Origin of the sequence: Streptomyces sp. NPDC006544 (assembly GCF_040611715.1) — a bacterium.
Classification (GTDB): domain Bacteria; phylum Actinomycetota; class Actinomycetes; order Streptomycetales; family Streptomycetaceae; genus Streptomyces.
Window position 1 is genome coordinate 1 of sequence record NZ_JBEXOV010000143.1, and the last position, 13,651, is coordinate 13,651.

Here is a 13,651-nt window from a genome sequence, read left to right on the forward strand (position 1 = left end):
CAAACGAGCCGAACACCACAACTGGCCGCCACCCGCACCAGCCACCATCAGCATCGCCCGGCAGCACCCGACCTAAATCACCAGCATTGGGCCTAAGCCCGCATCCGCCTACCGCACCCCTGGGCTCCGTCGCCGCCCGGAACGCACAATGTTCCGGGCCGCTTCATCCGCCCAGGGCCCACCGTCCGTCCGCAGCCGGGTGCCGTGAACGTCTGCCCCCAGCGAGCCCGGGAGCCGTCCCCACCCTCGGGCGCCGCCGGGCACGGGGCGCGGCAGCCGGCCCTCACGGGGATTTTCTGAACCACACCCGCTCCGGTGAGGTGACCTGTTCGTGGATTCGGGCCCGGCACCGGTCGACCTGCGGCATCGTCGTAGGCCCGGCGCACCGGCCGGTGACCGGGCACCATCGGGACTGGAGGAGTGTCATGGGTGAGGGCAGGCGGGAGACCTGGACGACGGAAGAGTTCGGCACCTCCCATGCGGGCGCGGTCGGGGTACTCCTGGCCGACGGCACCGTCCCGGGCCCGGTGTACTTCGACAGCGCATCAGGCTCGGGAGGGGAGGCCGTCGCGCAGTGGAGCGTCTACGACGGCCGCTCGACCCGGGTGTCGCGCGCGGCCGCGCTGCGCGCGGTGTGCTCCTGCGGCTGGGCGGGCCCCGAATACCGTCTGGACTGGGACCTGATCGGGAAAGCGGACCTGGACGCTGCGGCCGAGGACCAGGCGGACGCCTGCGAGCGGGACTGGGATGAACACACCGGTCACGTCGAGGCGCGGGCCGTCCCCCTCCCCGAAACCGTCACCATGCTGCTCGAGCGGCTGGAGGAGGAGATCGACCGGCTGACGAAGACGGCGCCGGTCGCGGCTGTCCGGGCGGCACGGCGCCTTGAGGTAGCGTGCCCCGTTCCGCAGGCGAGGGCCGCGCCCACGTCCACGGGGCAGCGCAGATGCAGGATCGGGGAGCCGGCGCCCACCGGATCCCTCTGCTCGTCGTCCACGGCGACACCTCCCACACCCACCGTATCGAAAACTTATTCGAACAAGCACGCCGGAAAGTGGAACGGGAGATGGTCACAGGACGGCACAGTTTGCTGAATGGACGCCATAGCATGCGAACGCCACGCGCTGATCACTCTGTGCGTTCAAGATGATCGCGGTCTGGCCGCTCCACGTCGGCCGGCTGCGCGTCGTCAAGGGTTGTTGACGCCTCGTCGGTTACATTGCTGAAATCCGGTCGATCTTTCGTGATATCGGGCATGCTGAGTCTGCTGATCAACTAGGACAACTGTGGAGTGAGCATGTCGAACATTCCGGCTGATCTGCGGTATACCGAGTCGCATGAGTGGGTGCGGTCGGAGTCGGACGGCACGTTGGCGGTCGGGCTCACCGATCACGCTCAGCAGGCGCTTGGCGACGCGGTGTTCGTGGAGCTGCCGGAGGTCGGCAAACCCGTCGCGGCTGACGATGTCGTCGGTGCCGTCGAGGCGGTCACGGCCCAGTCGGACATCCACGCGCCGGTCGGCGGCGAGGTGATCGCCGTGAACGAGGAGCTGTCCTCCAAACCGCATCTCATCAACACGGGGTACTGGCCCCACGAGGCGTGGATCTTCAAGATCAGGCCGTCGGACAGTTCCGAACTCGATCATCTCCTCGACGCTGCCGGCTACAAGGCGGCCATCGGCGAGTGAACTGCGCCACCACAATGCCTCGGGCCGGGTTCGGCTGTCACTCGGACGGGTGGGATCTGTCCCGCTGCGGTCGGTGAGGCGGCTGGGGGTGGCCTCGTTGGCGCATGAGTACGCGGGCCAGGCCGGTGATCCGGTCGGATGGGTGCGATCTTGATGCGCTGATCAGCCCGTTCACGGGTGACGAGACTCTTCGCGGGCAGCTTGTGCTGGGCGGGTCCTGGCCGCGTCGGTGGTCGACGACCTGCTGCTCGAAGGCGGTGAAGTCGTATGGCCGGTGCGGCACCTGGAGTCGGTGCCGGTGTTGGACTCGCGGCCGGTTCGCCGGTTCACCTGGCGGGCCCGACAGCGGCACCGCCCTGGTCTGCAGTTCATGGTGTCGACCGGCCGACACCACGGATTCGAGTCGCTGGAGGAGCAACGGCTTCTTCTGGCGCTGGACTTTCTCACTGTGGTGGAGGTGCTGCCGCAGCTGTTCCGTCTGGACTTCGAGCACAGGGGCGGGGCGGCCTCCACCCAGCGCGATGCCGCCGGATCCCCTCCTTCGCGCCGAGCCAACCCACCAGCGGCGCTCGCCTCGATCAACCCGACGTTCACACCGGGCACGCCATGCCCCTGCTCACCCCCGACATCGCCGCCGTCCAGCAAGAACTGCTCGACCTGCTGAAGACCACTGGCCCCACCGAGGCCCAGAGATACTTACGACCTGAACCTCCTGGCCACCCTCGTCTCCGCCGCCTGGCCGTGTCGCCGGACTCACGGCGCAGACCGGACTGCTCGACGCCTTCAGCACTCACCACGACGCGCAAAACAGACTTGCCAAGAGCCGTGAGCCGCAGATCAAGGGGCCGCCCCGGCTCGACCCGTCTTGGCGAACTATCCCGCAATCCGCGCCGGCAGCAGCAGCGCTACTGGCCATGGCTCGTCAATGTCTGCGTCTGTCCACCCGCGACATCAGAGAACGGCATATCGAGCTGACGGACCGCGCCCCAGGCCGTGACCACCGGCGCTGGCACGGCACCTGGGACATGCCCGTGCTCGGGAGCTGCTCAGCACCGCTTCAACTCCAGAACGCCTTTCCCAGGCGGGTCACCCAGCCGTCCAGCCAGCGACAGGGCCGCCGTCACGGTCAGTGACCGAATCACCCGCCCAGCTCGCAAGTCCGGTCCGCCAACACTCGCGGGCAGCTGACGTCGCTCCCGCCGGGTAGGGAACGGGTTGATGATCGGACCGGTATCCGCGTCCAGGTGGAAGTCGTAGAACGACCGCAACACGGTCTCGCAGTGCGCCCTCGTCGTCGCGAACATCGGGCCCGGCCCCGCCCGCCCCGTCACCATGTTCGGCACCCCAGCTGAAGAACCGACCGCGGGCCGCGCCTTGGCGCCAGCTGTCCGGCCGCGCCAATGTGCCCTCACAGGCTTCGGCGCGATGGCCATCCAGCGGGCGAAGTCCCGCGCCTCCAGCCGGGTGGCCCGATGCCACTCCACCCCTACAGCATGCAGAAACCGCCACCACCGCAGCAGATCCATCCCGTACGAGCGGATCGTCGACGGCGGCCGCGAACACGCCTGCAACTCCGCGAAGAACGCGGACACCGGTTCCACCACCACCCCGCCAGCGTCCAGCAGCACGTACGGCTGGGCCGGATTCGCCACCTCCACCAAGGCACCAGTCTGGGGCAGCACGAAGCTGATCAGATCCCGAGAGGAACCACCCGTCTCAAGCATGATCGGAAGCTAGCAGAAACAGCATTTGACCTGCGCTTATTCAAAATCTAGTTCAGTCAACACCACCCTGCCCGTGGGCCTCTACACAGCCACGGACAGCCACACGATTCACTTCCACCAGCTCCAGCGCGGCACCTCAGAGGGCGGTACGTAAGCTGATGTCCGGTTCGGTCGTCGCTTGATCGTGTGACTGCGGGGAATCCCGGCCAATCGACGGGCTTGGTCGTGTTGGAGTGGTGTGGTGAGCGACCGCAAGCCCTACAAGAGCGACTTATCCGACGAACGCTGGGCGCTGATCGAGCCGGTACCCACTGCGTGGAAGGCGAAGCATCCCTCCGTCAGTGGTCACCAGGGCAGCTACGAGATGCGGGAGATCGTCAACGCGCTCCTTTACCAGTCCCGGACCGGCTGCCAATGGGACTACCTGCCCCACGACCTGCTGCCGCCTGGCGCGGTGAAGTACTACTTCTACAAATGGCGCGACGACGGTACCGACAAGGTCATCCACGATCTGCTGCGCTGGCAGGTGCGTGAGAGCCGGGGACGATTAGCCGACCCGAGCTTGGTGGTGCTCGACACCCAGAGCCTGCATGCCGCCGCCGGGGTGCCCGCGGCCACGACCGGATGGGACGCCGCCAAGAAGGTTCCGGGCCGCAAGCGGGGGCTCGCCGTCGATGTGCTGGGCCTGGTGATCGCCGTGGTGGTGCTGGCCGCTTCCGTGCACGACAACGTCTTCGGCACCGCGTTGCTGGACAAGGTCGCAGCAGGGACCTCCACGGTGACGAAGGCCCTGGTGGACCAGGGGTTCAAGAAGAGCGTGGTCGACCACGGCGCCAGCTTGAGCATCGCGGTGGAGATCGTCGAGCGCAACCCGGCCAACCGCAGCTTCGTCCCGCAACCGATCCGCTGGAGAGTCGAGCAGACCAACGGGATCTTGATGCTGCACCGCAGGCTGGTCCGCGACTACGAGCACCGCCCGGTCTCGGCCGAGTCACGGGTGTACTGGGCGATAAGCGACGTAATGGCCCGTCGGCTGACGAGCACCTCCGCCCCGTCCTGGCGCGGCGCGTGAGCGGCGACCCGCAGCAGACCCTCGGCGCCCTGCTGGCCCGCCTGGAGGTCCGCGAGCGGCAGATCGCCGTGGAAGCGGAGGCCGCTCACGAGCAGATCGCGCAACTGACCGCGCTGCTGAACGGACTCGCCCAGGCCGCCGAACACATCACGATCACCCGCAAGACGCTCCTGGAGCTGCCCGACGAAACGGCTCCGGCACCGGCCACACCGACTCCGGCCCTGCCGGACGGCCCCGCGTACCAGCAGATCATGGCCGTGTTCGCCGAAGCCAGCACCCCACTACGGGCGAGGAACGTGTGCGAGGTAATGGATCTGGATCTCCTGCCGAACAACATCAACAACGTCCGCATCAAACTGAAGCGCCTAACCGGGCGTGGAATCCTGGCCGAGACCGAGCCAGGACTGTTCACCAGGCCGCGACCGTAACTGCCCGGACGTCCCCTCCCCTTCGAGGGCCAGCGGGGCTGAGGCCGGTGGGTGCGCTGACCGACTCGTGTGCGCCGTTACGGGCAGCTGGAATGAACCGTAAATCATAGAAATCTTCATTAAGGCCGCACTAGGCTGGCCGCCACCAGAAGATGACGCTTCGCCACATGGACGTCTGCAACGGTCTGCTGCGCCCGGTGCGCCTCGGGCCGACGACGCCCCGACGACCGACTCGACGAGAGGGGACGGGACATGACGCGTTCCCGAAGGCCGGCACGGTTCAGCTTCTTACCGGGAGTTCTGGGCCTGGTGATCCTGTTCGCACTGAGTGGCTGCGCAACCAGCTCCGGCGACTCCGCGCACGCCGCACCCACGAAACCGGCGCTGGACGTCTGCGCTTTGGCGACCGAGGAGGAGGTCGGGGCGGTCCTCGGCCAACCGGCAAAGGGAAGGCGGGATGACAGCGTCCTGCCCGGCCGCACGCAGTGCACCTACGTGAACGCCGCTGCCAAGGGCCGCATCGTCTTCATCGCCCTGCTGCCCTTCGAGGTCAGCCAGCACACCAAGCCCGGCACTCTACCGGTGGCCGGAGTGGGCGACGTGGCTCTGTACGACGAAGCCTCGATCGGTGGCCATCTGTACGTGCGCAAGGGCTCGGTCAACTTCGCCGTCAACTACGCCTTTGATCCCCTTGCCCCGGGAATCCCCGACCAGCACTCCAGTCAGATCCGCGACCACCTCGAAACGCTGGCCCGCGCGATCGTGTCAAGGCTGTGAGCGGCCGCGCCTGCGTCAGCCCACCTCGATGACGGAGAACCGCCCGCCCCAAGGATCGGCGAGCCGGGCCGCCCGGCCGTACGGGGTCTCCTCCAGCCGTCAAGGACTTGCCCGACGGCCTGGCGTACGGTCAGGTCGGCGTCGGTGACGGCGAAGTGCACCTGCCAGTGCGGCCACCCCGGTGCCATGCCGCAGCGGATGCCCGCCACCGGTTCGCCGTCAACCAGCAGGTCGACGGTGCCGCCGCACTCGTGGACGCGCTGTGACACCTCGTCGGCGCTGTCCACGGCGAAGTAGGTGGTCCACCCGGCGGCGGGGGCTGCCGATACCGGCGACCTTGGCGCCGCTCAGGGTGGCGCGCACGTAGGCGCCCAGCCGCGTCGGCCTGAGAGGCGTACTCGTCGATCGGCCGGGAGCCCCCACAGTCACACGATCAGGCGACATAGAAACGAACATCAAGTCACATATCGCCCTCTCAGACCGCATCCGCAACAAGCGGGTCAACGAACGGACAGGCGACGAGGTTCAGCTGGACGACATCGTCAAGGGCTACGAGATCGGCGACGAGTACGTGCTGGTGGAGCCGAAGGAACTGGATGAGATCGCGCCGGGCCGCTCCCGTTCGCTGGAGATCGCAGGGTTCGTCGACCTGGCGGAGGTGGACCCGATCTTCTTCGACAAGACCTATTACTTGGGACCGCGGGGCGCCGAGTACAGCAAGGTCTACAGCTTCCTTGAGCAGGCCCTCGCGAAGACCGGCAACGAGTCTTATCTATACCTGTCAAGTAGTACGGCTGGTCGTAGGCGTGGAGTCTATGTAGGCATGTAAGGCACATTTCTCGCCGCTCCAGCGGCTCCATGGATTGCGACGCCGAAACTGGTGTGTCAGGGGAATGACCTGGCTGCCGCTCGACGGCGGCGTGCTCTGTGTGACTGCGGCCGCGCCGCTGGTCGCCTACGCCGGAGCCCGACCTTGCGGTCCTGCTGGCGGCCTCCACGCTCCGGGGCTTCGACACCGTTGCGGCGAGCCGCTTTCGTGGCCGTGTCAAAACGTTCATCGTCTTCGGGCAGAGCGGTGCCACGGTGCTGGAGGCGAGCGCTCCCGCCGTTGATCCGTGGCTTGACGGCCCGATGATTGCCGGGGCGCATCGCCGCGCGCTTCGGCTTCCGATCGTGGGCGATGTTTCGTCAACGTGCTCCGTAAGGACCACCCGGCAGGGATCTTGCCAACCCTGACGCTCCTGTGACTTTCTGGAGTCAAATGAAAACCGCTTGTAGTCAGTGGTCGGTGAACGGTGAAGGGAAAATCATGAGCACTGCCCCCACGGCAGCCACGGGTGACGAGCACTTCGACCCTACGATCACCACCGTCGCGGGGACCGGGGTCGCGGGGCCGCCCAAAGGGGAGACTGAGCGTGCTTTTTCGGCTCAGTTGAACGGTCCGCTCGGGCTCGCGGTGGACAGCGCCGGCACCGTTTACGTCGCCGACTCCGGCAACCATCAGGTCCGGAAGATCACGACTGACGGAAAGATCAGTACGGTCGCGGGGACCGGGGTCGCGGGACCCGGGGGAGACGGCGGCCTCGCCGTTTCGGCCCAGTTGAGCAGCCCGCGCGCGATGGCGGTAGACAGCGCGGGTGACCTCTACATCGCCGATGCCGGCAACAACATGATCCGGAAGGTCACCATGGCCGACGGGAAGATCAGCGGGGTCGCCGGCACGGGCGCCGCGGCCTTCGGAGGTGACGGCGACCTCGCCACCGCCGCCCGGTTGAACTACCCGGCGGGAGTTGCGCTGGACAGCGCGGGTGACCTCTACATCGCCGACTACGCCAACCACCGGGTCCGGAAAATCACCATGGCCGACGGGAAGATCAGCACGGTCGCCGGCACGAGCACCCCGACCTTCGGCGCCGACGGCGTCCCGGCAATCTCGGCCCCGTTGAACCACCCGATGGGAGTAGCGGTGGACAGTGCGGACGACCTCTACATCGCCGACCACAACAACCACCGGGTCCGGAAGATCACGTGGGCCGATGGGAAGATCAGCACGGTCGCCGGCACGGGCACCCCGACCTTCGGCAATGATGGCGTCCTGGCAATCTCGGCCCCGTTGTACGCCCCCATGGCGGTGGTGGTGGACAGCACCGACATCCTCTACATCGCGGACTGCTACAACCACCGGGTCCGGAAGGTGACGGCCGACAAGAAGATCAGCACGGTCGCCGGAACGGGCGCCGGAACCTTCGGCGCTGACGGCGTCCCGGCAATCTCGGCCCCGTTGAACAACCCGTACGGGCTCGCCGTGGACTGCGTCGACACCCTCTACATCGCTGACCACGCCAACCACCGGGTCCGGAGGGTCGCTTCGGCGAGGATGGCCGGGCTGCCCGATTCGGGCACGGTGGCTTCCTGGGCCAACGTCCGCAGCAAGTTGCGGATGGGGGTCGTACGTGAGTCGACCAAGGACGGGGCCGAGGTACACCAGACCCTCGCCGCCTCCCGGGATCACCAGCAGTGGCGGCTGATCGCGGCGGGCCATGACGACGGCGACATTCTGTACAGGATCGAGAACGTGCGCAGCGGCAAGGTGCTGGAGGTCGTCGGAGCGGGAACGGCGGAGGGGGCGGTGGTGGGGCAGCGTGCCCACGAGGGTGCTGACGCGCGCCACCAGCAGTGGAAGCTGATCCCGGTGGGCTCGGTGACCGACAGCCCGCGGGTGTTCGAGATCGCGAACCGGAACAGCGGTCTGCTTCTGTACGTCGACACCAATGCCCGCACCGTGATCAGGCAGCACGGCTCGCAGGGCGACCAACGCAACCGGCAGTGGCAGTTGCTCCCCGTGTGACACACGCGTGGGTCAGGGGCCGCGTCGCCCCTGACCCACGTAAAGCCGGGCCCTACTCGGATTCGGAACGGGGGGGCTCCTCGAAGCGGGGGGGTTTCTCGGCGCTCGTCTGGGGGGGCTTGCCGGGCTTCTCGGCCTTGGGTGCTTCGGGAGGTTTGGGGGCTTTGGTGTACTCGCTCTTGGTCGGCTTGCTCTCCAGGTCCGGGTTCTTCTGAAGGCCCTCGTGCTTCTCCACCGTCTCACGCGCCTTTCGCATGCCGTCCGCCGCCGCCGTGGACACCGAGCCGGGATCTTGGGCGTAACCGGCCTGCTTAACGGCCGATTGCTGGGTGGTCTGGATGAAGGAGCCGAGGAAGCCCAGCATGGCCCGTGCTTCGGGTGACTGCTCGCGTACGACCTTCGCCTGGAAGGAAGCCCCGTGGATGGCGTTGTTGAACAGGCTCGTGCTGGTGTCGTCGTATGCGTCGGCTTCGACGTCCTCGAAGTCTTCGACACCCGCCGCCGGTCGGGGCTTGGCTTTGCTGGTGTTTACCGAGAAGAGCCCGGCGCTGTCGCCCGCAGCGCCGAAAATGTTTTTGAACACCATGGTCGTCACCCTTTGTCGTCGTCGTGTGCCCGGTCAGGGCTGCTTGTACAAAGCTCGCGGGTCGTCGATCAGGTCCTCGCCGTCGAACATCGTGTGGTGGACGTCCAGGGAAGAGACGACCTCGGCCAGCCCCTTCATACGGAAGCCGCCGCCGGCCAGGTCGATGTCACCGATGTCGCGGGCGACCAGCTTGTCGAGACCGGGATAGCCGCCGGACTGCGGGGGAGACAGCACCGCCACCGGCACGGCGTACATCACCGCGATCAACCCGGAGAAGGTCACCGGGATCTCGTAGCGGTACTGCTTGAGGCAACGCCGCTGCGTGGCGAGGGTATCCACGCGGGAGCCGGGCGGGACCTGGCCGGAGATCTGCGATTTCGAGGCCCAGCTAGTGTTCAGGGAGCCGCCGACGGAGCCCGAGATGCCCAGCAGCAACGAGGCGTTGAGCGCCGCGCTGCCGGTGGCGCTGCCCGTGGTCGTGAACGCCACCGAGTTCGTCACCCCGTTCGTAGCGGAGTTCGTCGCAGCGTTCCTCACACCTGTCTCGGTGGCGTTGGCGTTGTCCACCCCCACGCTGTCCTTGCTGTTCTTGTTCGTCACCGTGTTGGCGTTCTTGTTCGCCATCTCGTTCTGCAGCTGCATTTGGAGCTGCGTCTGCAGGTCCATCTTGAGCTGGTTCTGGAGCTGGAGCTGGAGCTGCGCGGTGACGCTGCCACCGAAGGTGAGTTTGGCCTCCCCCGAAAGCGACCAGGTAACCCCGTTCGACACCGTGAAATCGACCGAGTCGGTGAACGTCATGGGGGAAGTCTGGCTGCGGTTGACGTAGGTGCGGCAGGAGAACGTGTCGGGCGGGGGCTGGCTGATGTCGCACCGCTCCTCGATCAGCGGCTCCCCGAGGTTCATGTACGCGAGCCAGCCACGCTCGAACGCGGTCCCGGGAAAGGTGCCGAAGCTCGACTTGTTCACGGAGAACCCGACGGGCTTGTGCCGCACACCGTAGCTGTCGACGTAGACCAGATTGGGGTGGTCCAGGATGGACTCCCAAATCTCCGCGATGTTGAGCTCCCGCAGGTTCTTCTTCGTCAGCGGCTGGCGCTTGGCCCGCCCCAGGATGTACGCGTTGGAAGACATTCCCCGCCCTCGACTAATCTGGCCGAAAATCCACTTAATGAAACGCAAACAAGAATCTGCCTGCTCAGAAAAGCGAAGCTAACATGCGCTTCGCCGCCCGGGAAGACATCTCCGCACTATGCGCTCAATCGAGTGATAAACACTCGACAGCTTCCTCAACTTTCCTATTTCATGGGTAGCTTGGGGCTCGTCGATAACTCGACTGATGACTTCCCGAATCGGCTCTCCTACGGATTTCACAGCTGCGACTGTTGCGCGGGTGGGGTATTCGTGTCAGTCAACCCAGTCTTTCTCGAGTGTGCGGAAATGCCGCGCGACAGGCCACTGCAATGAGCGTCCGATGCGTTTTCAATAATTAGAACAGGTGAGGTTTCCGCGATGTACACCCAGGAACGCACGGCGATGTCGAATCTGGTGGTCGGCGGCCCGGTGGCGGTGAACAGCTACGACAACGCGATCGTGGCCGCGCTGGTCGAGAACCGGCCGGTCATGCTCGTCCACGCCTTCAACGGCGGCTACCTGCGACCCGCAGAGCTGAAGGAGGACGACCACAAGAACGGTGTCAAGCTGTCCACCGCGCCCGACCCGGCCACCAAGGAGGCCAAGGGCCACCTCTGGTACATCACCCCCGCCGGCTTCTTCGGGCAGCGACCGCTGTACTTCATCGAGAGTGCCGCGGGCCAGGTCACGCCCAAACCCGCCGCCGCAGGCGATGCCGACGCCGGGCGCGGCGACGACGGCGTGCCCAAGCCGCAGCGCAGGCGCATCACCGTCCACCAGAAGGCTCCCGAAAGCACGGCCGACACCGTTCAGGTCGGCCTGCCTGACAAGGTGGATGCCCTGTGGCGCGGAAGGAATGGCGCGCCCGAGGACACCCAGCTCTGGATCGTCACGGTTACGCCGTGGGGCGGGATCACGTTCGTGCCGATCACCCACCCCGACGCCATCCTCGGGTTCAAGGACTACGCGGTGGGGGCCGACAGCGAAGTGCGGCTCACCTACAACTGGGGCGGGGACTTCACCGGGACGGTCATCAACACCTTCTACCCACGGCTGCCCAACGAGTGGAGCGTCCCCTACCACCACGTCTTCACGTGATCGGCCACCACCGCCGCAGCACACCCCTCCCGAGCCCACCCCCGCACCGCCTGGAAGAGGCACCACGATGCCCGTGCCCATCGAAGAACTAAGGCTGGAGATCGTCAACGCCGCCACCGGCAAGACCCTCGGCGCCAAGGCCGTGCCGGGCGCGGACGGGGCGCTCGTCGTCCGCGACTTCCCCGCGGGCGGTCCGAGCCCGGAGCAGTGGCAGTTCACCCCCGTTAAGCCCGCGCAGGACGGCCAGGCGTATGTGATCCGCAACGCGGTCAGCGGCAAGGTGCTCGACAATCCCGCCGCTGCGGACCGCGGCGTCCGCCAGTGGGACGCCGCCGCCGGCAAGAAGGCCCAGCAGTGGCACGTCGTCCCCGTCGAAGGCGAAGCGGGCCTCTACTTCATCGAGGACGCCACCGACGGCGCCGTGCTCGACCTCGCCGCCCCCGCAACGGACGACACACGGGTCGTTCTGCGCGAGTACGACGACAGCGCGGAGAGCCAACGCTGGCGGTTCGTCCCGGCCCAGCCCGAACGCACCAGCGACCCCGTACTGCGCTACGCACCTCTGAGCCACTGGAACGGCCGCCGCTCCTGGCGGCTTGCCCGCTCGGCCGCGCTGCGCCCGGCGCCCAGCGCGGCGCCCTCTTTCAGCGACACGCTGCTGGTCCTCAAGCAATTCGGGACCGACCAGGACGCCGGGGGGTGGAAGAGTGTGGGACCCGGCCGCTCACCCGGCGGGCAACTGGGCCGGTGGGCCGGGCTCGGTGACCGGTTCCTCGCCGACACCACGGGAGCGGGCGCAGCGGACATCGTGGGGCTCAAACCCGCGAAGGGAGCTGTGACGTCGTCGAGTCGAGGTGACGGCACGTTCGATGACGCCGAGCGCGTCCTGCACCAGCCCGCGCCCTCCGCGAGCCCGAAGGATCTGTGGACCCTCGCGGACATGACGGGCGTCGGCAGGCCCGACGCCGTCGTGCTTGCTGCCGACGGTGTCCGGGTGTCCCCGCAGGACAAGGACGGGAGGTTCGCGCCCGCGGGCGGCGAGCCGGTCCTCAAGGCGTTCGGACACGGCCAGCAGGCCGGCGGGTGGCTCGCCGACAAGCATCCCCGCTTCCTCGCCGACACCACCAGCAGCGGCAGGCTCGACATCGTCGGCTTCCACGACGACGGGCTCTGGGTGTCCCTCCAGGACGAGGAAGGAAAGTTCGCGCCGATCGGCGACGAAGCCGTCCTGCGAGCATTCGGCCACGACGAGACAGCGGGTGGCTGGCGGGCTGACAAACATCCCCGCTTCCTCGTGGACACCACCGGTGACGGCAGGCTCGACATCGTCGGCTTCCACGACGACGGCGTCTGGGTATCGCTCCAGGACGAGGCGGGCACGTTCGCCGACCCCCTGTACTTTCTTGACGATTTCGGGGTCGGCCAAGGGTGGAGCTCGGCCGCGGAGCACCCCCGGTTCCTGGTCGCTACCACCGATGGTGGAGCGGTGGACATCGTCGGGTTCGGCCCGCAGGGTGTCGTCGTCGCACGTGGGCGCGGCGACGGCACGTTCGAGCCCTCCGAACTCGTCCTGAACGACTTCGGGCACGCCCAGGGGTGGGCGAGCGGCAAGCACCTCCGGCTCCTCGCCGACGTCACCGGCGACGGCAACCCCGACATCGTCGGCTTCGGCGACGAGGGAGTATGGGTGTCCCACAGCCTCGGTGACGGCCAGTTCGAGCAGGCCCAGCTCGTGTGCCGCGGCTTCGGGTACAACGAGGACGCAGGCGCCTGGCGGGTCGACCACCACCCCCGCTTCCTCGCCGACATCACCGGCGACGGACGCGTCGACATCATCGGCTTCGGCGGCCCAGGCGTCTACGTGGCCCGCAACCTCTACCGCCGCTTCAGGACCCGCTGACCCCCGGAGAACCCCACAGCCCCGTCACGGCAACTCGCCGTCGGCGTCGCAGAACCTGCCGTCTCAACCAGATGTGCGGTCCGGCACGCTTCCGCCTGCCGGGCCGCACGACGAGTGGTCACGGTCACCGGAAGGACCGACCGCTCGCAAGGCGACCGCGACTCGGGTTGCTTCGGCCCTGTACACCGAGATCTCCGGCCTCGAAGGCATCGTGGTCAAAGCCATGGAGCAGCCCTACCGACCAGGACACAGAGGTTGGTACAAACTGCGTCGCCGGAACACGACGGAGGCGATCATCGGCGCCGTCACCGGCACCCTCACCCGCCCGCAACTCCTCATCCTCGGCCGCCACGACCAGGACCGCCGGCTGCGCACGGTCGGCCGCACCGTCCCGCTGCGC

General features: G+C 67.2%; 12 protein-coding genes and 1 pseudogene. 10 read left to right on the forward strand and 3 right to left on the reverse strand.

Annotation, left to right across the window (positions count from 1 at the left end):
- The first annotated feature begins 425 nt into the window (after positions 1 to 425).
- From ABZY44_RS35145 to ABZY44_RS35155, 3 genes are all read left to right on the forward strand, one after another.
- On the forward strand, positions 426 to 1,094 hold the full coding sequence (locus ABZY44_RS35145; protein WP_356661149.1) for a hypothetical protein: 669 nt from the start codon (positions 426 to 428) through the stop codon (positions 1,092 to 1,094).
- 203 nt (positions 1,095 to 1,297) lie between these two features.
- Positions 1,298 to 1,687 carry a glycine cleavage system protein GcvH gene (gene gcvH / locus ABZY44_RS35150; RefSeq protein ID WP_356661151.1) on the forward strand — a complete coding sequence of 130 codons (390 nt, stop codon included), beginning with the start codon at positions 1,298 to 1,300 and terminating at the stop codon, positions 1,685 to 1,687.
- A 229-nt stretch (positions 1,688 to 1,916) separates the two neighbouring features.
- A complete protein-coding gene (locus ABZY44_RS35155) occupies positions 1,917 to 2,351 on the forward strand; it encodes a hypothetical protein (RefSeq protein WP_356661153.1) in 435 nt (144 codons plus the stop codon).
- A 382-nt stretch (positions 2,352 to 2,733) separates the two neighbouring features.
- On the opposite strand, the gene ABZY44_RS35160 is transcribed toward ABZY44_RS35155, so the two are convergent.
- Positions 2,734 to 3,411, reverse strand: coding sequence for a site-specific integrase (locus ABZY44_RS35160; protein ID WP_356661155.1), 678 nt, complete (start codon positions 3,409 to 3,411; stop codon positions 2,734 to 2,736).
- 241 nt (positions 3,412 to 3,652) lie between these two features.
- On the opposite strand from ABZY44_RS35160, the gene ABZY44_RS35165 reads away from it, so the two are divergent.
- From ABZY44_RS35165 to ABZY44_RS35185, 5 genes and pseudogenes are all read left to right on the forward strand, one after another.
- Positions 3,653 to 4,483, forward strand: a complete 831-nt coding sequence (locus ABZY44_RS35165) for an IS5 family transposase (RefSeq protein ID WP_356661157.1) — start codon at positions 3,653 to 3,655, stop codon at positions 4,481 to 4,483.
- Positions 4,480 to 4,911 carry a hypothetical protein gene (locus ABZY44_RS35170; RefSeq protein WP_327417613.1) on the forward strand — a complete coding sequence of 144 codons (432 nt, stop codon included), beginning with the start codon at positions 4,480 to 4,482 and terminating at the stop codon, positions 4,909 to 4,911. Before ABZY44_RS35165 ends, ABZY44_RS35170 begins: the two co-directional genes overlap by 4 nt.
- A gap of 309 nt (positions 4,912 to 5,220) precedes the next feature.
- A complete protein-coding gene (locus ABZY44_RS35175) occupies positions 5,221 to 5,688 on the forward strand; it encodes a hypothetical protein (RefSeq protein ID WP_267757397.1) in 468 nt (155 codons plus the stop codon).
- Between the two features lie 475 nt (positions 5,689 to 6,163).
- Positions 6,164 to 6,445: pseudogene (locus ABZY44_RS35180) on the forward strand (Ku protein); the annotation flags it as partial.
- Between the two features lie 552 nt (positions 6,446 to 6,997).
- Positions 6,998 to 8,536, forward strand: coding sequence for an RICIN domain-containing protein (locus tag ABZY44_RS35185; protein WP_356661160.1), 1,539 nt, complete (start codon positions 6,998 to 7,000; stop codon positions 8,534 to 8,536).
- Positions 8,537 to 8,588: 52 nt separating this feature from the next.
- Here the strand turns inward: ABZY44_RS35185 and ABZY44_RS35190 are convergent, their stop codons facing one another.
- Both ABZY44_RS35190 and ABZY44_RS35195 read right to left on the reverse strand, forming a co-directional pair.
- Positions 8,589 to 9,122, reverse strand: coding sequence for a hypothetical protein (locus tag ABZY44_RS35190; RefSeq protein WP_356661168.1), 534 nt, complete (start codon positions 9,120 to 9,122; stop codon positions 8,589 to 8,591).
- A gap of 33 nt (positions 9,123 to 9,155) precedes the next feature.
- Positions 9,156 to 10,253, reverse strand: a complete 1,098-nt coding sequence (locus tag ABZY44_RS35195) for a hypothetical protein (protein ID WP_356661162.1) — start codon at positions 10,251 to 10,253, stop codon at positions 9,156 to 9,158.
- Positions 10,254 to 10,631: 378 nt separating this feature from the next.
- Between ABZY44_RS35195 and ABZY44_RS35200 the strand changes: the two genes are divergently transcribed.
- The gene (locus ABZY44_RS35200) at positions 10,632 to 11,351 is read left to right on the forward strand and encodes a hypothetical protein (RefSeq protein ID WP_356661164.1); all 720 of its coding nucleotides are present in this window, start codon (positions 10,632 to 10,634) and stop codon (positions 11,349 to 11,351) included.
- 67 nt (positions 11,352 to 11,418) lie between these two features.
- Complete coding sequence (locus ABZY44_RS35205) at positions 11,419 to 13,251, forward strand: RICIN domain-containing protein (protein WP_356661166.1); 1,833 nt, start codon at positions 11,419 to 11,421, stop codon at positions 13,249 to 13,251.
- Positions 13,252 to 13,651: the final 400 nt, after the last annotated feature.

Excerpts from the sequence above, each read along its gene's own strand:
- ABZY44_RS35145 (WP_356661149.1), top strand. The coding sequence starts at position 426 with ATGGGTGAGGGCAGGCGGGAGACCTGGACGACGGAAGAGTTCGGCACC.
- gcvH (WP_356661151.1), top strand. The coding sequence starts at position 1,298 with ATGTCGAACATTCCGGCTGATCTGCGGTATACCGAGTCGCATGAGTGG.
- ABZY44_RS35160 (WP_356661155.1), bottom strand. The coding sequence starts at position 3,411 with ATGCTTGAGACGGGTGGTTCCTCTCGGGATCTGATCAGCTTCGTGCTG.
- ABZY44_RS35185 (WP_356661160.1), top strand. The coding sequence starts at position 6,998 with ATGAGCACTGCCCCCACGGCAGCCACGGGTGACGAGCACTTCGACCCT.
- ABZY44_RS35190 (WP_356661168.1), bottom strand. The coding sequence starts at position 9,122 with ATGGTGTTCAAAAACATTTTCGGCGCTGCGGGCGACAGCGCCGGGCTC.
- ABZY44_RS35195 (WP_356661162.1), bottom strand. The coding sequence starts at position 10,253 with ATGTCTTCCAACGCGTACATCCTGGGGCGGGCCAAGCGCCAGCCGCTG.
- ABZY44_RS35200 (WP_356661164.1), top strand. The coding sequence starts at position 10,632 with ATGTACACCCAGGAACGCACGGCGATGTCGAATCTGGTGGTCGGCGGC.
- ABZY44_RS35205 (WP_356661166.1), top strand. The coding sequence starts at position 11,419 with ATGCCCGTGCCCATCGAAGAACTAAGGCTGGAGATCGTCAACGCCGCC.